General features: G+C 61.4%; 22 protein-coding genes. 11 read left to right on the top strand and 11 right to left on the bottom strand.

The window, feature by feature from the left end; all coding sequences use genetic code 11:
• Positions 1-25: 25 nt before the first annotated feature.
• The 4 genes from cyoE to KXD86_RS11650 all read right to left on the bottom strand — a co-directional run bounded on the left by cyoE (position 26) and on the right by KXD86_RS11650 (position 3,426).
• Positions 26-946, bottom strand: a complete 921-nt coding sequence (gene cyoE, locus KXD86_RS11665) for a heme o synthase (RefSeq protein ID WP_218636183.1) — start codon at positions 944-946, stop codon at positions 26-28.
• Entirely contained in the window at positions 943-1,998 is a 1,056-nt protein-coding gene (locus KXD86_RS11660) for a COX15/CtaA family protein (protein ID WP_218636814.1), read from the bottom strand. Before KXD86_RS11660 ends, cyoE begins: the two co-directional genes overlap by 4 nt.
• Before the next feature lie 65 nt (positions 1,999-2,063).
• Positions 2,064-2,708 (bottom strand): redox-active disulfide-containing membrane protein, encoded by a 645-nt coding sequence (locus tag KXD86_RS11655; RefSeq protein ID WP_228739375.1) that lies wholly within the window; start codon positions 2,706-2,708, stop codon positions 2,064-2,066.
• Positions 2,689-3,426 (bottom strand): SURF1 family protein, encoded by a 738-nt coding sequence (locus KXD86_RS11650; RefSeq protein WP_218636182.1) that lies wholly within the window; start codon positions 3,424-3,426, stop codon positions 2,689-2,691. The genes KXD86_RS11655 and KXD86_RS11650 overlap by 20 nt, the downstream gene beginning before the upstream one ends.
• Positions 3,427-3,518: 92 nt before the next feature.
• Between KXD86_RS11650 and KXD86_RS11645 the strand changes: the two genes are divergently transcribed.
• Positions 3,519-3,722 carry a twin transmembrane helix small protein gene (locus tag KXD86_RS11645; RefSeq protein ID WP_218636181.1) on the top strand — a complete coding sequence of 68 codons (204 nt, stop codon included), beginning with the start codon at positions 3,519-3,521 and terminating at the stop codon, positions 3,720-3,722.
• 12 nt (positions 3,723-3,734) lie between these two features.
• On the opposite strand, the gene KXD86_RS11640 is transcribed toward KXD86_RS11645, so the two are convergent.
• The 4 genes from KXD86_RS11640 to coxB are packed head-to-tail and all read right to left on the bottom strand — an operon-like array spanning position 3,735 to position 8,019.
• Positions 3,735-4,622, bottom strand: a complete 888-nt coding sequence (locus KXD86_RS11640; protein ID WP_218636180.1) for a cytochrome c oxidase subunit 3 — start codon at positions 4,620-4,622, stop codon at positions 3,735-3,737.
• Between the two features lie 16 nt (positions 4,623-4,638).
• Positions 4,639-5,241 carry a cytochrome c oxidase assembly protein gene (locus KXD86_RS11635; protein ID WP_312846282.1) on the bottom strand — a complete coding sequence of 201 codons (603 nt, stop codon included), beginning with the start codon at positions 5,239-5,241 and terminating at the stop codon, positions 4,639-4,641.
• Positions 5,242-5,253: 12 nt separating this feature from the next.
• Complete coding sequence (gene ctaD, locus KXD86_RS11630) at positions 5,254-6,837, bottom strand: cytochrome c oxidase subunit I (RefSeq protein WP_218636178.1); 1,584 nt, start codon at positions 6,835-6,837, stop codon at positions 5,254-5,256.
• A gap of 57 nt (positions 6,838-6,894) precedes the next feature.
• Complete coding sequence (coxB, locus tag KXD86_RS11625) at positions 6,895-8,019, bottom strand: cytochrome c oxidase subunit II (RefSeq protein WP_218636177.1); 1,125 nt, start codon at positions 8,017-8,019, stop codon at positions 6,895-6,897.
• A gap of 259 nt (positions 8,020-8,278) precedes the next feature.
• Between coxB and KXD86_RS11620 the strand changes: the two genes are divergently transcribed.
• From KXD86_RS11620 to KXD86_RS11590, 7 genes are all read left to right on the top strand, one after another.
• The gene (locus KXD86_RS11620; protein ID WP_218636176.1) at positions 8,279-9,550 is read left to right on the top strand and encodes an MATE family efflux transporter; all 1,272 of its coding nucleotides are present in this window, start codon (positions 8,279-8,281) and stop codon (positions 9,548-9,550) included.
• Between the two features lie 198 nt (positions 9,551-9,748).
• Positions 9,749-10,399: a hypothetical protein gene (locus KXD86_RS11615; RefSeq protein WP_218636175.1), complete on the top strand. Its 651-nt coding sequence runs from the start codon at positions 9,749-9,751 to the stop codon at positions 10,397-10,399.
• Between the two features lie 13 nt (positions 10,400-10,412).
• Positions 10,413-11,054: a methylamine utilization protein gene (locus KXD86_RS11610; RefSeq protein WP_228739374.1), complete on the top strand. Its 642-nt coding sequence runs from the start codon at positions 10,413-10,415 to the stop codon at positions 11,052-11,054.
• Positions 11,054-13,408, top strand: coding sequence for a putative bifunctional diguanylate cyclase/phosphodiesterase (locus KXD86_RS11605; protein WP_218636174.1), 2,355 nt, complete (start codon positions 11,054-11,056; stop codon positions 13,406-13,408). Before KXD86_RS11610 ends, KXD86_RS11605 begins: the two co-directional genes overlap by 1 nt.
• Complete coding sequence (locus tag KXD86_RS11600; RefSeq protein ID WP_218636173.1) at positions 13,405-14,280, top strand: DUF3034 family protein; 876 nt, start codon at positions 13,405-13,407, stop codon at positions 14,278-14,280. The genes KXD86_RS11605 and KXD86_RS11600 overlap by 4 nt, the downstream gene beginning before the upstream one ends.
• A 1-nt stretch (position 14,281) precedes the next feature.
• On the top strand, positions 14,282-14,731 hold the full coding sequence (locus tag KXD86_RS11595) for a group I truncated hemoglobin (protein ID WP_228739373.1): 450 nt from the start codon (positions 14,282-14,284) through the stop codon (positions 14,729-14,731).
• Between the two features lie 63 nt (positions 14,732-14,794).
• Positions 14,795-15,181, top strand: a complete 387-nt coding sequence (locus KXD86_RS11590; RefSeq protein WP_218636172.1) for a DoxX family protein — start codon at positions 14,795-14,797, stop codon at positions 15,179-15,181.
• Positions 15,182-15,187: 6 nt separating this feature from the next.
• Here KXD86_RS11590 and KXD86_RS11585 read toward each other — a convergent pair whose 3' ends face one another.
• Positions 15,188-16,999 carry a sensor domain-containing diguanylate cyclase gene (locus KXD86_RS11585; protein WP_218636171.1) on the bottom strand — a complete coding sequence of 604 codons (1,812 nt, stop codon included), beginning with the start codon at positions 16,997-16,999 and terminating at the stop codon, positions 15,188-15,190.
• A 161-nt stretch (positions 17,000-17,160) separates the two neighbouring features.
• Between KXD86_RS11585 and KXD86_RS11580 the strand changes: the two genes are divergently transcribed.
• Positions 17,161-17,391 carry a DUF1653 domain-containing protein gene (locus KXD86_RS11580; protein WP_218636170.1) on the top strand — a complete coding sequence of 77 codons (231 nt, stop codon included), beginning with the start codon at positions 17,161-17,163 and terminating at the stop codon, positions 17,389-17,391.
• 124 nt (positions 17,392-17,515) lie between these two features.
• Positions 17,516-18,838, top strand: a complete 1,323-nt coding sequence (locus KXD86_RS11575) for a Na+/H+ antiporter family protein (protein WP_218636169.1) — start codon at positions 17,516-17,518, stop codon at positions 18,836-18,838.
• Between the two features lie 413 nt (positions 18,839-19,251).
• Here KXD86_RS11575 and KXD86_RS11570 read toward each other — a convergent pair whose 3' ends face one another.
• Complete coding sequence (locus KXD86_RS11570) at positions 19,252-19,503, bottom strand: YheV family putative zinc ribbon protein (RefSeq protein ID WP_218636168.1); 252 nt, start codon at positions 19,501-19,503, stop codon at positions 19,252-19,254.
• A 58-nt stretch (positions 19,504-19,561) separates the two neighbouring features.
• Positions 19,562-21,607: an oligopeptidase A gene (gene prlC / locus KXD86_RS11565; RefSeq protein WP_218636167.1), complete on the bottom strand. Its 2,046-nt coding sequence runs from the start codon at positions 21,605-21,607 to the stop codon at positions 19,562-19,564.
• Between the two features lie 207 nt (positions 21,608-21,814).
• Here prlC and KXD86_RS11560 point away from each other — a divergent pair, with 207 nt between their 5' ends.
• Positions 21,815-22,351, top strand: a complete 537-nt coding sequence (locus KXD86_RS11560; protein WP_218636166.1) for a gamma carbonic anhydrase family protein — start codon at positions 21,815-21,817, stop codon at positions 22,349-22,351.
• Position 22,352: the final 1 nt, after the last annotated feature.

Below are 22,352 nucleotides of genomic sequence, written 5' to 3'. Positions count from 1 at the left end.
TGGTCATAAAAACACTGAGTCTACGTCAGAAGAATACAAAATGATCCACCAGCAATACCACAAACAGCGCCATCAGATAGGTGATGGAGTACTTGAAGGTATTCAGCGCCACCCGACGGTCGTCGCCCTTGAGCAAGCGAACCGCGTATTGCAGGAAACGCAGGCCGAGGGCCAGGGCGCCAATCAGGTAAATGCCGCCGGACATGCCGGTAACGAACGGCAACAGGCTGACCGCCAGCAACATGAACGTATACAGAAGGATGTGCAGCTCGGTGTATTTGTTGCCATGGGTGACCGGCAGCATGGGAATGCCCGCCTTGGCGTACTCTTCCTTGCGATGGATCGCCAGCGCCCAGAAATGCGGCGGCGTCCAGGCAAAGATAATCAACACCAGCAACAGGGCGTGACCCTCAACCTGTCCGGTGACGGCGGTCCAACCGAGCAGGGGCGGCATGGCACCGGCCAAGCCGCCAATGGTGATGTTCTGCGGCGTCGCGCGTTTGAGAAACAGGGTATAGACACCGGCGTAGCCCACCAGCGAGGCCAGGGTCAGCCAGGCCGTCAATTCGTTGACCTGCCACATCAGCACGGCCATACCGACGCAGGCGAGGATGGTGGCAAACAGCAGGGCATCCAGCGGGGCGATCTTGCCAGTGGCCACGGGTCGCTTGCGGGTCCGTGCCATGACGGTATCGATTTTCTGGTCGACCACATGGTTGACCACCGCGGCCGCTCCGGCCAGCAGCGCGATGCCGAGATTGCCGTACAACAGCACCTCCCAGCCCGGAACGCCCGGTGCGGCCAGCAACATGCCAATCACCGAGGTCAGGATCATCAGCGCAACCACCCGGGGCTTGGTCAGCTCCAGGAAATCCCGCCAGGAAATGGATGTGCTGGATGGGCTTTCAGTGGTCTGGACCGGCAATGTTTCCACTCGCTCACTCATGCCGTTACCTCTCGGTTCATTGTTGTTGTGTGTGTTGCAGTTGCGCTGTGCGTCTGTGGTAATCGATGGTGCCGCCAGATTAGGTAGACCACGGACAGCAACAGTCCCGCGCCCATGGCGTTGTGGGCCACGGCAATCCCCAGGGGAATGTGCAGCAGCACGTTGGCCAGCCCCAGGGCGATCTGGGCGGTGAGTACCACCGCCACCAGTCCGATGGGGCCGGTCAGGCCCGACGACTGCCGGCGGCGCCACATCAGCGACAGCAGAATGACGAAATACCCCAATACGATCATGGCCCCAAGCCGGTGGGTGACGTGGATCGCGACCCGGCCATCGGCGGTCAGCTGACCGCCCAGGTAATTGGGGCCCACGTGCTGGGTGACATCAAAACCGTGCTGGAAATCCATGCCCTCCGGCCACCATTGCCCCTGACAGGTGGGCAAGTCGGTGCAGGCCACCGCCGCGTAGTTCGCAGCGGTCCAGGCGCCGAGTGCAATCTGCATCACGATCAGCAGCAAGCCCCCGTAGAGCCAGGGCCGAAATGCCGCCGCCTCGGAGCCGTTACCGCCGGCCGGCCTACGGCCAATCCGACCCCGAAGCCGGAGCGTGAGCAAGGTCAGTAGCGTCAGGGTGGTGAAGCCGCCCAGCAGGTGCATCGCGACGACCTGGGGCCAGAGCTTGAGGGTGACGGTCCACATCCCGAACGCGCCCTGGAGGATGATGAAACCGGCGATGAACAGGGGCAGTTTCACCGGGACGCCGATTTTGCGAACGCGAACCGCGTAGGCCGCCAGCCCGAACACGACCAGACCGAGGGTACCGGCGGCATAACGATGAATCATTTCCGGCCAGCCTTTTTCCACATCCACCGGAGTATCCGGAAAGCGGGCATTGGCGATGGCAATGCTGGACTCACTCTGGGGCACGGTCAGAAAGCCATAGCAGCCGGGCCAGTCGGGGCAGCCGAGGCCAGCGTGGACCAGCCGGGTCCAGGCGCCCAGCATGATGACCACCACGGCCAGGCACGCGGCAAACAGGGCCCAGTTCGCCATGCGACGGGCGTGGGGAGACGACTCGGAAACCTGCTGATTCAAGGCCGGATCCTCCAGGCGATGGTTCATCCAATCTGGGAAATCTTGAGCAGATGCTTGAGGTCCTCCAGCATCTGCTTGCCGGTATTGTCCGCGCCGTAGTGCATCATCAGGTTACCGAACGGGTCCACCAGCAAAATTCGGGGTTCGGCCTCTGGGTCAATGCCGGCCGGCCAGTCCGGTGATGTGCCGGAGGCGGGTTTCAGGCGTTCCATCAGGCTGTATTCCTTCTGCCAGCGGGAGGACAGGTCGCCGGGAACGTTGCCGAGTACGGCCGCACGGGACACCCGATTGGCATTCTTGCCCAGGGCAATGTTGACCTGCCGGGCCAGGTACAGCAGTTCCTCGCAGGCGCTGTCGCACTCACCGGCCACGACCATCAGCATCCATTGGGGTTCCGCCGTGTCCGGGCCGAACCGCTCGGCCAGGGGATTGCCAGCGCCGGTCTGGAGGTTGAGCGTCTCGACCGGTACCACGGGCTGAATCAGGGTGCCGTTGTTGGTGTGACCGGCCGGATTCAACCAGCCGGTATAGAACATGATGGTTGCAAAGATCATCGGTCCGAAACCGATGGCAAACAGCAGAACAGCGGTGCGGCGACCGCGCCGGACCTGCTCCGGGGACGGGCCGTCGTTCTGCTCAGATACCCGGTTAGCCATTGTCGTTGTCATTATCGGCTCCTGTCTTTCGGTAACTCGCCACTACCGTCAATATACTAAGTGCAACCGCCAGCGCAAACCACTGGGTGGCGTATCCGTAATGAGTTTGCGGCCCCATCAGGTCCGGTGTCCAGTCAGCGCGAAAGGCGCCCGGCTGGTCACTGTCAGCCAGTCTCACGATGGCGTCAGGTAAATCGGGGATTTCCGCCCTGGCAGCGGCCCCGGGCAGGCTCTGCACCCGTCGGGGCCAGCCTTCCTGCGGTATCGCCGGGTCCGTCAGCACCGGCGGTTCCGGGTAATCACTCACCCGGCCCGCCAGCGTCAGCGCCCCCTCGGGCGTCGCCACCTCCGGCAACTGGTCACGGGTTCTCGGCGCTCGCACCCAGCCGCGATTCACCACAACGGCCGGTCCGGCGATGGGGTGGAACACCGTCAGTACTTCGTACCCCGGAACCCCGTCACGGGTCCGGTTGTCCAGCAACCAGGTGCGCTCGCCGAACTGGCCGGTCAGGGCAAGCGGCCGACCCGATTCCAGCCCCCGGGCGACCAGCTCCGGCCACTCGAGATCCAGCGCGTCCTGTTGCCACTGGTCCAGCATTGCCTGTTTTTGCCCGGCCCGGTCCAGTTGCCAGAGCCCGAGTCCGATCAGAAGCGGCAGGAACAGGCCCGTAAAAAGCATCAGCCGCCAATCGAAGTGCCAATGGCGGCGTTGGCCCTGCGGATCAGACATGCTCTGCTATAGTGACCTCTGAGGTTGCACGGGTTGGGTGTCGTTCACTTGGCTGCCAACCACCAACAATGCCAATAACTCCGGGAAATTCCATGCTTAAAGCCGTAATCGTTATCCTGATGCTGGCCGTGATTGTCAGTCTGTTCAGCGGCCTGTTCTTTCTCATCAAGGATGGCGGGAAAACCAATCGGGTGGTGAACTCCCTGGCGGTTCGGGTCACCCTCAGCATCCTGCTGCTGGCGGTCATTGTGATTGCGCTCTGGCAAGGGAGCCTGACATTGAATCCGACCCCCTGATTTCGAGACGCGTCAAAGAATGTAGACAAACACGAACAGCCCGAGCCAGACCACATCCACAAAGTGCCAGTACCAGGCGGCGGCCTCGAAGCCGAAATGTTGCTCCGCCGTGAAATGCCCTTTGGTAATTCGCACCAGCATGATGATCAGCATCAGCGACCCCAGCATCACGTGGGCCCCGTGAAAGCCGGTCAGCATGAAGAAAGTGCTGCCGTAGATACCGGATTCCAGTGTCAGGTTCAGGTCGTTGTAGGCGTGGCTGTACTCGTAGCCCTGAACGAACAGGAACACGATGGCCAGTGCGATGGTGGCTCCCAGCCAGAGTTTGGTCTTCGCGCGATCGCCGGCCTTCAGAGCGTGGTGCGCCACGGTTACCGTGAACGAGGAGGTAACCAGCAGAATGGTATTCATCAGCGGGAGGCCCCACGGACCGATGACTTCCTGCGGCCCGGGATAGGCTTCCGGGTCGGGGTTGTTGATCAGTGGCCAGGTGGCCTGGAAACCTTCCCACAGCATGTTGGAGCTGCCGCGATCACCCTCGCCGCCAAGCCAGGGCACGGCAAAGACCCGGGCGTAGAACAGGGCGCCGAAGAAGGCGGCAAAAAACATCACCTCCGAGAAGATGAACCAGCTCATGCCCCAGCGGAAGGAACGATCCATCTGCGGGCTGTACAGGCCCGAGCGGCTCTCCTGGATCACATTGCCAAACCAGCCAAACAGCATGTACGCCATGATCAGGGCGCCAATCAGGAACATGACCCAGGAGCCGGTCGTACTCTCGCCCTGATTGCTGTTGACCATGATCGATGCCACGCCGTACAAGGTCACGCCCAGGCCGACGGTGGCAATGATCGGCCATTTGCTCTGTTCCGGAACGTAATAGGTCTGGTTATCCGCCATGACAATCTCCGATGGCTTAGCCGTTTTCGTTTGTTGTTGTGATTGGTCGAACCGGCCCTGACACCTTCACCTGTTTACTCTGGTCATACAGGGTGTAGGACAGGGTCAGTTTGGTTATGTGCTCGGGCAGGTCCCGGTCGACAATGAACACCAGCGGCATCTCGGCGCTCTCGCCGGCCTGCAGGGGTTGCTGGTTGAAACAGAAACACTCGGTCTTGTGGAAATACAGGGTGCCCTCCGAGGGTGAAAGGCTGGGAACGGCCTGACCGACCATCGCCTCCGCCGTCGGGTTCTGCGCGAAGAAATTGACCGTGACCGACTCGCCCGGGTGCACCTCAATGCTCCGGGTCATGGGCCGGAAAACCCAGGGCATCCCCGGACCGTTCTGGGCCAGGAACTGGACCTGTACCTTGCGGCTGACATCGGCGTCGGTCGTGACCGACGCTTCGTATCGCCCTCCGGTCTTGCCGTTGATGCCGGTGATTTCACAGAACACGTCGTACAGCGGCACCAGGGCAAAGCCGAAGGCGAACATGCCAATTACCCCAGCCATGCACCAGGATATGACCCGCGCGTTACTGCGCGCGGGTCTTGGGTTTGCCGATGTCTGCTCGTCCACCCGCGGCCCCGCTTATTTCACTTCAGGGGGTGTGGCGAAGGTGTGGTACGGGGCCGGCGATGGCACCGTCCATTCCAGGCCTTCCGCACCATCCCATGGCTTGGCCGCGGCCTTCTGACCACCGCGCACACACTTCACGACAATCAACAGGAACAGCAGCTGGGTGGCACCGAACATGAAGGCCCCGACGCTGGACACCATGTTGAAGTCGGCAAACTGCAGGGCGTAGTCCGGAATCCGGCGCGGCATGCCTGCCAACCCAAGGAAGTGCATCGGGAAGAACGCCAGGTTCATGCCGATGAACGACAGCCAGAAATGGGTCTTGGCGAGGGTTTCGTCGTACATGTGGCCGGTCCATTTGGGCAGCCAGAAGTAGGCCGAGGCGAAGATGCCGAAGATGGCACCGGGCACCAGCACGTAGTGGAAGTGGGCCACCACGAAGTAGGTGTCGTGGTACTGGAAGTCCGCCGGCGCAATGGCCAGCATCAGACCGGAGAAACCACCGATGGTGAAGAGGATCACAAACGCCACGGCAAACAGCATGGGTGCTTCAAAGCTCAGCGCACCGCGGAACATGGTGGCCACCCAGTTAAACACTTTCACCCCGGTCGGCACTGCGATCAGCATGGTGGCGTACATGAAGAACAACTGGCCGGCGATGGGAATGCCCACGGTGAACATGTGGTGCGCCCATACCACGAAGGACAGCAGCGCAATCGCACCCACGGCATACACCATGGAGGCATAGCCGAACAGGGGCTTGCGGGAGAACGCCGGAATGATGTGGGAGACCGCCCCGAAGGCCGGCAGGATCATGATGTAGACCTCGGGATGCCCGAAGAACCAGAACACGTGCTGGAACAGCACCGGGTCACCACCGCCGGAGGCGTCGAAGAAGCTGGTTCCGAAGTTGATGTCCATCAGCATCATGGTGACCACCCCGGCCAGTACCGGCATAACGGCGATCAGCAGGAACGCGGTAATCAGCCAGGTCCAGACGAACAGCGGCATTTTCATCAGGGTCATGCCCGGAGCCCGCAGGTTCAGGATGGTGGCGATCACGTTGATCGCGCCCATGATGGAGGAAATCCCCATGATATGGACAGCAAAGATAAAGAAGGTGGTACTGGGCGGGCCATAGGTCGTCGACAGGGGCGCGTAGAAGGTCCAGCCGAAGTTTGGTGCACCACCTTCCATGAACAGCGTGGACACCAGGATCAGGAAGGCGCACGGCAATAACCAGAAGCTCCAGTTGTTCATCCGTGGAAGTGCCATGTCTGGCGCGCCGACCATCAGCGGAATCATCCAGTTTGCCAGACCGACAAAGGCCGGCATCACCGCACCGAAGACCATGATCAGGCCGTGCATGGTGGTCATCTGGTTGAAGAATTCCGGCTGCACGATTTGCAGCCCGGGCTGGAAAAGTTCTGCCCGGATGACCATGGCCATGGTTCCGCCCAGCAGGAACATGGCGAAACTGAATATCAGGTACATGGTACCGATATCCTTGTGGTTCGTGGTCAACAGCCAGCGGCTGAAACCTTTTGCCGGGCCGTGATGATGATCCTGGGCGTGGGTATCTGCAACCGCACTCATGAAAACCCCCGTTACCGCCATTTATTGTGGCTGGTGATATCTGTTATCTGGCGTTGATTACTGCTGGTTCTTGTAATCAAAAATTTCTTTCGGAGTGACCATTTCGCCGGTGTTGTTACCCCAGGCATTACGCTCGTAGGTAATCACCGCGGCCAGGTCCACTTCACTGAGCTGGCCACCGAAGGCCTGCATGGCCGTGCCGGAGACACCGTTAACCACGATATCAATGTGGGCAGCCATGTCTTCGGTGGCAACCGGACTGCCCTTGAGGGCCGGGAACGCCGGGGGCGCGCCGCTGCCGTCGGCCTGGTGACACGCAGCACAGGCTGTTTGGTAGGCCTTCTCGCCCCGCTCCATCAGCTCGGCCATACTCCAGTCTTTCTGGGTCAGTTCACGCTCTTTCTCGGCGGCGGCCTTCTGCTCCGCAACCCAGGTGTTGTATTCCTCTTCCGGCACCGCCTTCACCACCACCGGCATGAAGCCGTGGTCCTTGCCGCACAGTTCAGTACACTGGCCGCGGTACGTGCCGGGTTTGTCGACCCGGGTCCAGGTCTCGTTGATAAAGCCGGGGATGGCATCCTTTTTCACGCCGAAGTCCGGGACCCACCAGGAATGGATCACGTCGTTGGCGGTCAGCAGGAAACGCACCTTCTTGCCAACGGGAATGATCAGTGGGTTGTCCACCTCCAGCAGGTAGTTCTCACCCTTGGCCTGGCGGTTGTTGATCTGTTCCCGGGGCGTCGACAGGTTGGAGAAGTAACCGAAATCCTCGTTGATGTACTCGTACTGCCATTTCCACTGGTAGCCCGTCACCTTGATGTCCACATCGGACTCGGTGGTGTCGTACATATCGACGAGGGTGGCCGTGGCGGGAATGGCCATGACCACGAGAATGACAAATGGAATGATGGTCCAGAGTATCTCCACCAGGGTGTTCTCATGAAAATTCGCTGGCTTGTAGCCCTGGGATTTTCGATGGGCAAAGATGGACCAGAACATAACCCCGAACACCACGACGCCAATGGCGACGCAGATCCAGAGAATGATCATGTGAAGGCTGAATATCTCGTTACTGGTGCCGGTAACCCCCGGGGTCATGTTCAGAGTCCAGTCCGCCATGGACCAGGCGGGGAACATCAGACCGCCTAAAAGGGCACCTGCCCGCTGAGCGTGCACGCGCATACTGTGTCTCCACAGAGTGTTATTCTTGTCGGATTTGCGTTATCCCACTGATTTTACTGGCGCTCGCATACACCTGAAAAATCAGAGTGGAAGCCTGCTTATGGATACCTCACAGTCGAGTATAGACACAGATCGGGAAAAGGCTAAAAATTCGGCTAAATCCAAAACTGCTAACCACAGGATTTTTAGAATCAAAACGAATATAAAGTTTCGGCTGCCGTCCATCGACCAACGCCTCTGGGCGCTGGCATGGCCCCTGATGCTCACCAACCTGACGGTACCCCTACTCGGCCTCGTGGACACGGCGGTACTCGGACACCTGGACAGCCCGGAATACCTGGGGGCGGTGGCGGTGGGCGCCAACCTGTTCAGCATCCTGTACTGGACCTTCGGGTTCATGCGCATGGGCACGACCGGCCTGGCGGCCCAGGCCTGGGGCAAGCGCGACCAGTTTGGCCAGGTTGCCCTGCTGCTGCGTTCCGTGATGCTGGCCATCGGCATTGGCCTGGTGCTCATTCTGCTGCACCAGCCACTGATCTCCCTGGGGCTGACCTTGATGAATCCCAGCCCCGATGTGACCGCCCTGGCCGCCGAATACGCGACCATCCGGATCTGGAGTGCACCGGCGGTCCTGTGCCAATACACCCTGGTGGGCTGGCTGATTGGCACCCAGTTGCCACGGGGTCCGATGATCATGCTCATCGTCGCCAACGGCCTGAACATCGTACTGGACGTGCTCTTTGTCACCGGATTCGGCTGGAACAGCCGGGGTGTCGCGATGGCCACGGTCATTGCCGAATACGGCGCGGCAGCCATCGGGTTCGCTATCGTGCTGTCCCGGATGCCGGAGGGACAGCGGCTGACCCGGGCGCTGTTTGGCGAGCTGGCCGATTACCTGAAGATCCTGCGGGTCAACCGCTACATTATGGTCCGCACCGTGGCCTTGCTGCTGGTGCTCGCTTTCTTTACCGCGCAGGGCGCCCGCCAGGGCGACACCATTCTTGCCGCGAACGCGGTGCTGATCACCTTCCTGCTGGTCATCTCCAACGCCCTGGACGGATTTGCCAACGCCGCCGAAGCCCTGGTCGGCGAAGCCGTAGGTAAGGGCAGCCGGCGGCGCTTCCGGATGATCTTCCGGAGTGCCCTGCGCTGGTCATTGTGGGGCGCGTTACTGCTGACCATCGTGTTCGTGTTCGGGGGCCGGGCTCTGATTGCGTTGCTGACCGGCATCGAGGCGGTACAGACCACGGCCTGGCAATACCTGCCCTGGCTCTGGCTGCTGCCCTTTGCCTCGGTCTGGGGTTTCCTGCTGGACGGCATTTTCATTGGCGCGACCCGTACCCGGGACATGCAGAACACCATGCTGTTCTCAGCCCTTGGAGTGTTCCTCCCGGTCTGGTGGCTGACCACCGGCTGGGGCAACCATGGCCTCTGGTTCTCCCTGATTTGCCTCATGCTCGCACGCGCTCTGAGCATGGGTTGGCTGTGCTGGTCTCACAGCCGACACGGACGCTGGTTTTCAGAACAGTGAGACCCGCGTCAACCTCTGACATTTCCGCGTCCGATTTTAATAAACGGGAGCCGGCAAGGCGCAAAATGTCGACTACACTTGTCAGAAATGGCAGGCCTGGTTCGGTCCAACAAGCCCTGCTTTCCTGCCCTGCACTTGTTCCAGACATGGGGAGGCGCCTTGCGACCTCAATTCGTTCAGACTTCGGCATCTCCTGCAATGACACCACAGGCAGTTCTCGAAATCATTGATCAGGCACGGCGCAAGGAAGCCCGTTCAGGTACCTTTCTCCGCCTGCTCCGAGAGAAAGCTGCCCGCCTGCCCGCGTCTGTAACGATCGAAGGCTACCAACCCGCAACCTGCCTGTTTCAGTTTGCCGTTGAGTACATTGAGATGGCGCCCCGCCTGATCGAGTGCGTGGAAGCCTGCGCCCGGGAAGCGGGCAAGGCCGACCTGTTTGAACCCTTCGTGGAGTCCGCCACGCGCTATTTCACCCAGCCTTCGGCGCTGCTTGTGAAATACGACGGCCTGGACGGCTTGCTGATCCGCGCCTACCTGTGCCATCGCCTGATGGAAGAAATGTACGAGAACAACCGCTCAATCCGGGCCAGCGAACTGGTGGATCTGGAAGCCACCCGTGCTAACCTGTTGGCTCACCAGCTGATTGGTGAGCCATTCGCCAATGAGCTGGACGATTCAATTACCGTGACGGTTCTGCAGATTGCCGGCACGCCCGATTACTATGAACTGAACCTGGATCCGTTTGTTGACCAGGTCAACAATGCCGCCTGGGACTGGATGCGGCACTACTGGGAAAACCTGCTGGTAAGGAACCACATCCGGTTTTCCCTGGGGTCGGGTTTGGCCTGAAAGGTTCGGAAGTTTGATCAAGAAATGTCTCGTCGTTGTGCTGACGTTCCTGGCTTGGCCCACGCCAGTTGTGTCCTCCGAGCTCACTGTGACCGTCACCAACAGTGGCAGTAACGAGCCCGTCCCCGATGCCGTCGTTTATCTGGATCGAAGCGAAACGCTCACGCCGATCACCGCAGAGATTTCCCAGAAAGATCGGGCCTTCCACCCGCGGGTGTCGATCCTGCCGGTCGGATCCCGCGTCGAATTTCCAAACCGCGACAACACCCAGCATCACGTCTATTCCTTTTCACCGGCGAAAACCTTCAACATCGAACTCTACGCCGGCAAGCCGGAGGCCCCCATCCTGTTCGACCAGCCGGGCGTGGTGGAACTGGGCTGCAACATCCACGACCAGATGCAGGCCTTTATCATTGTCACCAACACCCGGGCCATCGGGCAGACCGATGCCGAGGGGCAGGTCACCCTTTCCATTGACGCCGGCACTAGTCCGCTGACGCTCAACATCTGGCATCCGCGCCTGCCAGACAATACCCGGCCCGTCACGCGGGGCCTGGACAATCTGCTGAGCCAGACGCTGGCCATCGATCTGGTTCCGGCGCGGGAAACGGATGACGCCATGGACCTCCTGCAACAGCGTTTCCGGGAGCTCTGATGAATCTGGCCGGGCGTATGGGATTCCGGGGCCGGCTGATCGCGGCGATGATTGCCCTGGTGGTGTTGGTCAGCCTGGTGATTGGCGCCCTGCTGATGGTGTACCTGTTCGAGGACGAAAAAAGCCGGGCAATGCAGCAGCTCGCCATCGGTGAACGGATGGCCCGGGAGGTTCTGGAACGCCGGACCGACCTGAACCTGTCCCGACTCTCGGTGGTGGTGCAGGATTTCGGCTTTCGCTCCGCCGTGGCCAGCGGCGATCCGGGCACCCTTGACAGTGCCCTCGAAAACCACAGCCGGCGGGCCCGGGCGGATTTCGCCCTGCTCACCAACAGCGCCGGCGACCTTCTGGCGTCCACCCTGAACCAGCAAATTCCGGACGCCTCGCCCCCACTTAGCCAGCCGGGATCGTCCCCCGGCAGTGCCCGAACCTTTATCCACCTCGGCGGCCAGGGCTATGAAGTGCTCAACGTTCCGGTCGAAGGCCCGGGACTCCGGGCCACGCTCATGGCCGGTTTCGCGCTGGACCAGCCGCTGGCTAACCTGATTGCCCGCCTGAGTGGAACCGAGGTCATTTTCAGGGCCCGGACAAATGCCGACGAGGCGTTCCGGGTACTGGCGGCGACGGGTAACCGCGAGATGCCCATGGAACAGGAACTGACCCCGGCACCCCAGGCCAGAAGCCTTCTGGATCCCACCCGATATTTCAGTCGTACGATCAACCTCGGTGGCACTTCCGCGTCAGAGATCGAGATCGTCCTGATGATCAGTCGCGAAGCCAGCCTGCAAAACTACTACACCCGGGCGAAGGAAATTGCCCTGCTGGTCAGCGCGATCCTGGTCTTCGCCATCCTGCTGGCGCTGATCATTGCCCGCTACCTGGGCAAGCCCTTGCTCCAGCTTGCCGACTACGCCCGCGCCGTAGGTGATGGCGAGAATCCGAAGCCCCCCGAGTTCCGCACCGGGGGCGAGCTGAAACAGCTCCGGAATGCCCTTGGCGACATGCTTGTTCGCCTGCGCGAACGGGAAGCCCAGATTCGCTACGCGGCCACCCATGACGATGTCACCGGCCTGGGCAACCGAAACGCGCTGATGCAATCCGTCCGGGAGCTGTTCGAGGTCGGGAACGCCTGTACCCTGATCGGCATGCGACTGGAGGACCTGTCCGACGTCAACGACACCCTGGGCCTGGAATTCGGTGACCGGGTCTTGGCCGGCATTTCCGAGCGGTTGCAGGCGGAGCTGCCGAATGCCCTCATGATTGCCCGGACCGGGGGCGGTGAATTCCTCGCCCTGGTGCCACCCCGGAGTCCCGATCGCGTCGACTCACTGACCCGCCGGCTCCATGGCGTGATCGAATCACCGCTTCAGATCAACAACACCCCGTTCTCTATCCGGGCCATCATGGTCACCATGGAGCTACCTGAAGACGCGGCCAACACCAACGAACTGCGCCGGCGCCTCAACCTGACGTTCGAACGGGCCCAGGATCACCCGGAACCCATTACCCGCTACCGGCCAGGCCAGGACGAAAGCCACCTGCGGGAACTTCAGCTCATTGCCGATCTGCACACGGCGATCGCCGACAATAGCCTGCACATGAACTACCAGCCCAAGCTGAACAGCCGAACCGGTCAGCTGGAGCAGTTGGAAGCGCTGGTTCGCTGGATCCATCCGGAACTCGGCTTCGTGCCGCCGGAGGAGTTCATTTCCCTGGCCGAGAAGTCGGGGCAGATCAATGACCTCACCGCTCACATCCTGAAACGTGTGGCCACCGATGCCCGGGCCTGGAACGAGCAGGGCGTTGATGCCGGCGTCGCCATCAACCTTTCCGCCAAGGATCTTACCTGGCCCGCCCTGGCCGACCACGTGGCCGAGACCTTTGCCGACTGGCATCACCACCTCGAGCGCATCACCCTGGAAGTCACGGAGAGTGCCCTGATGGAGGATCCCGTTGAAGCACTGGCCACCCTCCATCGGCTCAAGGCGCTCGGAGTCACCCTGTCGGTGGACGATTTCGGCACCGGGTATTCCTCCCTGTCCCAGCTTCGCACGCTGCCGGTCCAGGAACTGAAAATCGACAAGTCGTTCGTCCTGAAACTGGAGTCCGAACCCCAGGACCAGCTGATCGTGAGGTCCACCATCGACATGGCCCACGGTCTTGGCCTGAAAGTGGTGGCGGAGGGCGTCGAATCCCTGCAAGGCTGGCAGTTGCTGCAGCAATGGGGCTGCGACCTGGCCCAGGGGTTCTACCTGAGCCGCCCCGTGGCAGCTGCCGACCTGGCAGAAACCGCGCAGGCTCTGGCGGCCCGGCACCAGGAACTGGCCCAATGCACCATGGAGTATTCCCGATGAGACATGGCCCGCTGCTGCTGGCGGCACTGATGATGATTGCCGCCCCAAGCGCCCTGGCCGACATCGGCAGCCGGATCTGGGCAACCGGCGGGGTCACCACCATTGAAGGCAGCGCCGGCGGCGGGCTGGTGCCCTGGGCGCTGCTGGGGAGCTACGCCAGCGATGAGGAGTGGGGTGGAACGCTGACCCTGAGCCGGGCGGAAACCGACGATTACACGCTGGACGTCGCCGGTGCCGGCATCAACTGGAACAACCGGGTGGAACTGACCGTGGCCCGGCAAAGCCTGGATCTGGACGCATTAGTGTTCACCCTCAACAACGGCTTTGGTCTGGAGCAGGACGAACTGAACCAGGACATCTTTGGCGCCAAGGTCCGGCTCGCGGGCGACGTTCTCTACAGTCCCTGGGGACAGTGGTCGATGGGCCTCCAGTACAAACGCCAGCGCAACTTCACCGTGCCGGACGCCATCGGCGCCAGGGACGACAGCGGGACCGATGTCTATCTCAGTGGCAGCAAGGTGTTTTTCGCCGCGCTGTTTGACCGCAACCTGCTGGTGAATGCCACGGCACGGGCCACCCGGGCTAACCAGGGCGGGCTGCTGGGCTTTGGTGGCGATCGCAACAACAGTTACGAGGTGATGGCGGAAGCCAGCGCCGGGCTGTTTCTGAGCCGGCAATGGCTGGTGGGCGCCGAGTACCGGCAGAAACCGGATAACCTGGATTTCGCCGACGAAGAGGACTGGTGGGACCTGTTTGTCGCCTGGATACCCGATCGGCGCCTGGCGGTGACCGCGGCCGTGGTCAATCTTGGCGACGTGGCAACACTGGACGATCAACAGGGCCTGTACCTGTCACTGCAGGGGAGTTTCTGACATGCCCCGCATGATTTCCAAAGCGGCCATCCTTGGCCTCGTCTTTATCGCGGGCCTGACCCTGGCGGGCTGCCAGTCGGCGCCGGAAACGCCCCAGGCATCGCTGTACCAGCAGCTGGGTGAGCGCGCCGGGATCGCTCAGATCGTCGAGGACCTGCTGTTTCTGATCGTCGACGACGAGCGCATCAATCAGCAGTTCAGGGGGCTGGACGTGGCCAGCTTCCATCGCAACCTGACGGACCAGCTGTGCCAGCTCAGTGGCGGTCCCTGCACGTACAGCGGTCGCGGGATGCGCGAGGTGCACGCCGGCATGGCGATTACCGACACCCAGTTCAACGCCCTGGCCGAAAACCTGATCCTCGCCATGGAGGAAAACGGCGTCGGCACCGGTGCCCAGAACCGCCTGTTGAAACGCCTGATTCCCCTGTATCCGGATATCCGCAACCTTTGAGCAAAGGCCGCAACCGGGTATGCTTGCCAGTTAACTATTTGCTTCTGCTGGGAGAATCCTGCCGTGTTAGAGAACGCCGATCTGGGAAAACTGATTATCCGCCTGACCCTGGGCGGCCTGATGCTGTTTCACGGCATTGCCAAACTGCTCAACGGGATCGGGTTCATCGAGGGTGAACTGGCCAGTCATGGCTTACCGACTTTCCTGGCCTACGGCGTTTTCATTGGCGAGCTGATTGCGCCGCTGATGGTGCTGCTGGGCTACTACACCCGTATCGGCGCCGTGGTGATTGCCTTCAACATGCTGGTGGCCATTGCCCTGGTCCACAGCCATCAACTGCTGTCGCTGGGTGGTAACGGCGGCTGGGCGCTGGAACTGCAGGGCTTCTTCCTGTTTACCGCGGTCGCCCTGGTGTTCCTCGGGCCGGGTCGCTACAAGCTGAAAAACTGACCCGCGCTAGGACTGGTCCGCGGAGGTCGCCCGGGCGCCGCGGTAGGCCATCACCCGGTTGCGGCCGGCACCCTTGGCCTCGTACAGGGCCTCATCCGCCCGCTGGATCAGTTCGTCGGGTCGTTTCTCCAGCGGGGGAATCATGGTGGCAACACCCACACTGACGCTGAGGCTCACCGCCGCTTCCTGGGCGCCCGGATACACCGTGGCATTCTCAATGGCCCGCCTCAGGCGCTCGGCCACCTGAAGGGCCCCCGTCTCCGGGGTGGCCGGCAAGAGGACAGCAAACTCCTCGCCACCGAAACGGGCGAGCAGATCCCCGGAACGCTGGATCTCATGGGCACAGATGGCCGCCACCGTAATCAGGCAGTCGTCACCGACCAGATGGCCGTAACGATCATTGACCGATTTGAAATGGTCGATGTCCAGCAACAGCAGACTCAGGGGCTGTCCCTGCCGGGCCGTTCGCGCCCATTCGTCACGGATCCGCTCATCGAACTGCCGGCGGTTCGGAATCTGGGTCAGGCCATCGGTAAAGCTGATGGACTTGAGCCGCTGGTTCGCCCGCTCCAGTTCCTCCGTGCGCTCACGGACCCTTTCTTCCAGGGTCTGGTTCGCCTGCCGCTGGATCGTCAGCGCCTGCTCCTGAGCCTTCAACCGACGCCGGCGTTCCAGATTGATCCGGTGGGCCAGGGCGAAGGCCAGCAGGATCACCTCCAACGCAACGCCGATCTGGGGACCAAACTCGGTCAGGAAGCTCCGGGGCAGATAGCCCAGCTTGCTGATTGCCAGGATCAGGTGTCCCAACAGCAGTGGCGTCCACGCGAGGACGTAGAAGCCCGCCAGTGCCTGGCCCCGGAACCAGACATAGAGACCGATCAGCCAGCCGGCCGGGGTCGCGATGGCCGCCAGCACGGCCACCAGGGCAATACCGGACTGGTAGGGGCCGAACAACCCGTAGACCACGCTGAGCCCCGATCCGATCATCAGCGCCATCAGGAAGCGGTAACAGAATCGACTGTACCGGGCTACCGCCAGGAACTGGAGGCTGAACATGATGGCGGCCATCATGGCCAGGCCAATGATCGGGACCGTGAAGTACCGGTTCAGTATCGGCAGGTCCGGCCACCACCATTGGAACAGCAGACCGTGGAAGTGCAGGTGAACCAGTCCGGACGACACCACGGTCAGGACATACCAGAGGTAGGTGACCTGACGAACGATGGTAAACAGAAACAGGTTATACAGCCCGAGAGCGACGATGATGCCCAGGAACATGGCCTGCCAGCCATAACTCAGCTGCTCACCGGCCAGGAATTCAGCCGAAGGGAGCACCTCAACCGGGATCTGGACCGCACCCTGGGTTTTCACCCGGACATAGGCGGTGGCCGTTTCGGTATTGGACGGCACCAGGAACACGAAATTGCGGTGGTACAGGGGGCGGCTTGCAAACGGACGCGAATCGCCGGTTTCATAACGCCGGACGATCTCCCCGTCCACAACCCAGAAGACGTCGACCACGTCCAACAACGGATAGCGGATTTCCAGCACCCGGTTCTGCGGTTGCGGCGGCACCCGGGCCTTGAGCCAGAAGGCACCGTCACTGAAGCCGAGATTGAGCACCTCGTCCTCATCGAACGCCTGCCACTGGCCTGAGTCAAGCGCCATGACCTGCCGTGCGGTCAGCCGGTCATCCGCGTCCTCAAGCCAGAAAAAGTCAGCTGGGGCGGCCGATACCTGAGCCGGGCCTGACAACAGGACCAACGACAGGGCCAGCAACAGGTACGACAGAGCCGCTTTGGTAGCGGAATGGCTCATAGCAGGTTCCGGTTTTCGGGCCAGACAACTTGGACTACACTTCGAAATCCCCGCATGGCGATTCCGGGCGACTGGCAACGCATATATCAAGTGTAAACTGTTGAAGCCGCTGCGTCCCCTATCCATGGGTATACACCGGCCCGATCACGATGAGGCAGTACATGACCGAAAACCGACACCCGATTCAACCCGGCCGTTACCGCCACTACAAAGGCATGGATTACCAGGTCATCGATCTGGCCCGTCACAGCGAAACCGAAGAATGGATGGTGGTGTACCGGTGCCTGTACGGCGACCACAGTCTTTGGGTGCGCCCACTGTCCATGTTCCGTGAGACGGTGGAGTTGGCCGGCGAGCAGGTGCCTCGCTTTTCCCGCATCGGCGACGCCTGATCGCCCACATACGGCTTTTCCCGCTTTGACTGTTGCGGTCATTTCCTGCACATTAGCGCGCTTTTCGTGAACCTGGCCCTCACAAGGGGCCGGATAATCCAGTTGATCCTACCCGGAGTCTGCCATGAATGCCGTTGTTGCAGCGGTTGCCATCATGCTCGTCCTGAGTTTGTGCCGCATCCACGTTGTCGTCGCCCTGATCATCGGAGCCATTTCCGGTGGCCTGATCGCGGGCCTGTCTCTGGAGGCCACGATTGAAGCCTTCAACAATGGCCTGGGTGGCGGCGCCACCGTCGCGCTGTCCTACGCCACGCTTGGTGCCTTCGCCGTCGCCATCGGCAAGTCCGGTCTGGCCCATGCCCTGGCTGACCGCGCCCTGGCCCTGGTCGGTCGTCAGGACAACGGCTCTGCCGCCACCGGCGTCCGCTTCCTGATCATTGGCCTGCTGCTGGCCATCGCCATCTCCTCCCAGAACATCCTGCCGATCCACATCGCGTTCATTCCGCTGGTGGTGCCACCGCTGCTGTACGTGATGGCAAAACTGAACATGGACCGGCGCCTGGTGGCCTGCGTGCTGACCTTCGGTCTGATTACCCCGTACATGTTCCTGCCGATCGGCTTCGGCGGTATCTATCTGAACGAGATCCTGCTGGCGAACGTGGCCGAGAATGGCGTCGACGCCTCCGGCCTCAATGTCATGTCCGCCATGGCCCTGCCGGCCCTTGGCATGCTCTGCGGCCTGATGATCGCGGTGTTCTTCAGCTACCGGGGCGAGCGCCGCTACAACATGGACGCCATCGCCCGCACCGAGCGGGTCGACGTACGGTACAGCCCCCGCACCCTCGTGATGGCGCTGGTCGCCATTGTCACTGCCTTTGTGGTCCAGCTCTGGCTGGGCTCGATGATCCTGGGCGCCCTGGCCGGCTTCGTTCTGTTCAACGTGTCGGGCGTTGTGAAGTGGAAAGAGGCGGATGACCTGTTCACCGAGGGCATGAAGATGCTGGCGATGATCGGCTTCATCATGATCGCCGCCTCCGGCTTTGCCGAGGTGATGCGGGAAACCGGCGAGATCGCCACCCTGGTTCAGAGCTCGGTCGCCACCATTGGCGAGAACAAGCCGCTGGCAGCATTGCTGATGCTGGTGGTCGGCCTGCTGATCACCATGGGCATTGGCTCGTCCTTCTCGACCATTCCGATCATCGCTGCGCTGTACGTGCCGCTGGCCCTGCAGATGGGCTTCAGCCCGCTGGCCATCGTGGCCTTGGTGGGTACTGCCGGCGCCCTGGGTGACGCCGGCTCCCCGGCGTCCGACTCCACATTGGGCCCCACCGCCGGTCTGAATGTGGACGGCCAGCACAACCACATCTGGGACACCGTGGTTCCGACGTTCCTGCACTACAACTTGCCGCTGCTGGGCTTTGGCTGGTTGGCGGCCATGGTGCTCTGAGCTTCGGAGCTCGCCTTCGGGTCGTAGCCGTAGCCTGCCGGATTGGCGGGCTGCGAGGGGGCAGGGGGATTTTTTCCCTTGGAAATGGAACTCGCTGCGCTCAGACATCCATTTCTGGCGGGAAAAAATCCCCCAACCCCCTCACGACGGACCGACGCGAATAATGCCGAACGAGAAACGAGGAACGACATCCACGGGCGGATACAGACCAAGGACGGCTCCTCGCCAAAGGTTTTAGCCAATTTAGGCCCCGGTCTGAAAAGGTATAACTGTGGGGTTAAATAGAGAGGGTGTGGGGGTGCTTTTCTGCCGGGAAAAAGATGTCTGAGCGAAGCGAGTTGTTTTTCCCAGAAGAAAAGCATCCCCGCGCCCTCGACACCCCCACATTCAGCAGGCTAGGTGCCCAACAAAACTCAGTCCTCAGACCCGGCCTTAAAAAACACCACCTGCTTCACCGTATGATCATCCTCGTTCTTGCGCTTGTTCACCCGCGTCTCCAGCTCGGGGCTGGCCGGCTGCTCGGCATCCGATACCGCATCGGTAAACCCGCAGGCCACGCACTCGCGCACCTGGTCGTCGTCATCGGTGGTGAACATCATGATCTTGTCCATCTCCGCACAGCGGGGACAGACAGCGCCGGCGATAAAGCGTTTCGGACTCGCCATAACTCAACTCCGCAATTAGGTACTCCGGCAGTCACTACGACCGCCGGAACACATTGGCTCAGGCGGCTTCGTCCGTGATGCCGGATTGTTTCAACAGGGCGTTCACTTCCGGTTCGCGGCCGCGGAAGGCCTTGAACAGTTCCATGGGCTCCTGGGAGCCCCCCTTCTCCAGAATGTTCCGGAGGAAGGCTTTGCCGGTTTCCGGATCGAAGATGCCTTTTTCCTCGAACAGTGAAAACGCGTCTGCCGCCAGCACTTCCGCCCACTTGTAGCTGTAGTAGCCGGCCGCGTAACCACCCGCAAAGATGTGCGAGAAGGAGTTCGGGAAGCGGTTAAACGCTGGTGCCTCCACCACGGCGATTTCGTCACGGACCTTGCGGTGCATGTCCAGCGGGTTGGTGGGCGCCTCTTCGCTGAATTCCGCATGCAGGCGGAAGTCGAACAATGAGAACTCCAGCTGACGCACCATGCCCATGCCGGACTGGAAGTTCTTCGCCGCCAGCAGTTTCTGCAGCAGATCCTCGGGCAACGGTTCGCCGGTCTCGTGGTGCGAGGCAATCAGCGCCAGGGATTCCGGGTTCCAGCACCAGTTCTCCAGGAACTGGCTGGGCAGCTCGACCGCGTCCCAGGCCACGCCGTTGATGCCGGAGACATCCAGCACCTCAACCTGGGTCAGCATGTGGTGCAGGCCGTGGCCGAATTCGTGGAACAGGGTGGTGACCTCGTCGTGGGTCAGCAGCGACGGCTTGCCATTCACCGGCGGGGTGAAGTTACAGGTCAGGAAGGCCACCGGCAACTGCAACTGGCCTCTCAGGTTGCGCCAGCGCACCCGGCAATCAGCCATCCAGGCGCCACCACGTTTGCCCTGGCGCGCGAACAGGTCGAGGTAGAACCATGCCAGGGGCTCGCCATTGCGGCTGATGCAGTAGGCGGTGGCGTCCTCGTGCCAGGTCTCGACCCCGGGTTTCGCCTCGATCTGGACGTCGAACAGTTTTTCCGCAACCCGGAACAGGCCCGGCACCACCTTGTCCACCGGGAACCACGGGCGCAGGGTCTCGGGCGAGATGTCGTAACGCTGCTGACGGAGCTTTTCGCTGTAGTAACCGACGTCCCAGGCCTGCAGATCCTCAATGCCGTATTCGTCCCGGGCAAACGCCTTGAGCTCGGCAAATTCCTTCTCCGCCACGGGCTTGGACTTGTCCGCCAGCTGGTTCAGGAACTCGAGTACTTCGTCCGTGCTGCGGGCCATCTTGGTCGCCAGGGAGCGTTCGGCGTAGTTGTTGAACCCCAGCAACTTGGCCAGGGCATGGCGGCGCTTGAGGATCTCCGCCATCAGCGGCGTGTTGTCCCAGGTTCCGGCATCCGGGCCCTGGTCGGAGGCCCGGGTGACAAAGGCCTCGTAAACTTCCCGGCGCAGGTCGCGGTTGTCGCAGTAGGTCATGACCGGGTAGAAGCTCGGGAAATCGAGGGTGATCACGTAGCCATCCAGCTCTTTCTGGCGCGCGGCCTGTTTGGCGCCCTCGATCGCGGTCTCCGGCACACCCGCCAGCTCATCCACGTCAGTGATGTGCTTGTACCAGTGCTGGGTGGCGTCCAGCACGTTGTCGCTGAAGCGATTGGACAATTCCGCCAGCTCCCGGGACAGGGCGGCGTAGCGTTGCTTCTGTTCCTCGGGCAGGTCCACGCCACCAAGGTGGAAATCCCGGAGGGTGTTGTCCACGGACTTGCGCTGGGCCTCGCTCAGGTCCTTGAAGTCGTCCCGGGCGGCGAGCTTCTTGTAAGCCTCACACAGAACCGCGTTCTGGCTGACTTCGGTGCTGTACTCGGTCAGCTTCTCCAGGCAGTTCTTGTAGACCTTGCGCAGCTCGTCGTTGTTCATCACCCCGTTAAGGTGGGAGATCACCGACCAGGCGTTGCTGAGATGATCCTCCATTGCCTGCATGGGCTGGACCAGCGTCTCCCAGGTGGGGTCGTCCTGCTGGGCCAGCGTCGCGATCTTCATGCGATTTTCGCTGAGAATCTGGTCTATGGCCGTTTCCATGTGCTCAGTGCGGACATGGTCGAACTTCGGCAGCAGGTCGTTGGTCAGTAGCGGGTTATTCATAGGTCCCCTTCTCAGCCGTTCGTGTGTAAGGTAATTTCAGATAACTCCAAGCTCCGGGGGAGTGTTCGGGGTAGAGCTTTCCAAAACTGTGCGGAGCCATGGATGGCGGAGCTCAAGCGCCACATGGACGTACTTGAGCGGGTTTTGGAAAGCTCTACCCCGAAGACTCCAGACTCCGAAGCAATGGACACCTGAAAGGTATATGTAATGACGAATGTACGCTCACACAAGGGCAAAGCGCCACAATTTGGTAAACGTAGCTGGGTGGATCCCAGTGCCGTGGTCATCGGTGACGTGCAGACCGGCGACGACTGTTCCATCTGGCCAATGACGGTGGTGCGCGGTGACATGCATCGAATCCGCATCGGCAACCGCTGCAGCATCCAGGACGGCTCGGTGCTGCACATCACCCATGCCAGTGACTACAACCCGGGCGGGTACCCGCTCACCATCGGGGACGATGTCACCGTCGGCCACAAGGCGCTGCTGCATGGCTGCACCGTGGGCAGCCGGGTTCTGGTCGGTATGGGCTGCATCATCATGGACGGCGCGGTGGTGGAGGACGAGGTCATCGTCGCCGCCGGCTGCCTGGTGCCGCCCGGGAAAACCCTGGAGTCCGGCCACCTTTACGTTGGTTCGCCCTGCAAGAAGGCCAGGGCGTTGACGGAGGACGAACGCGGGTTCTTCACGTACACCGCCGGCAACTACGTCAAACTCAAGGACAGTTACCTCAGCGAGAGCTGAT

It is taken from the genome of Marinobacter arenosus (assembly GCF_019264345.1).
Taxonomy (GTDB): Bacteria; Pseudomonadota; Gammaproteobacteria; order Pseudomonadales; family Oleiphilaceae; genus Marinobacter; species Marinobacter arenosus.
Note: the sequence above shows the minus strand (reverse complement) of the source record. Positions and strands in the feature narration are given on the sequence as shown.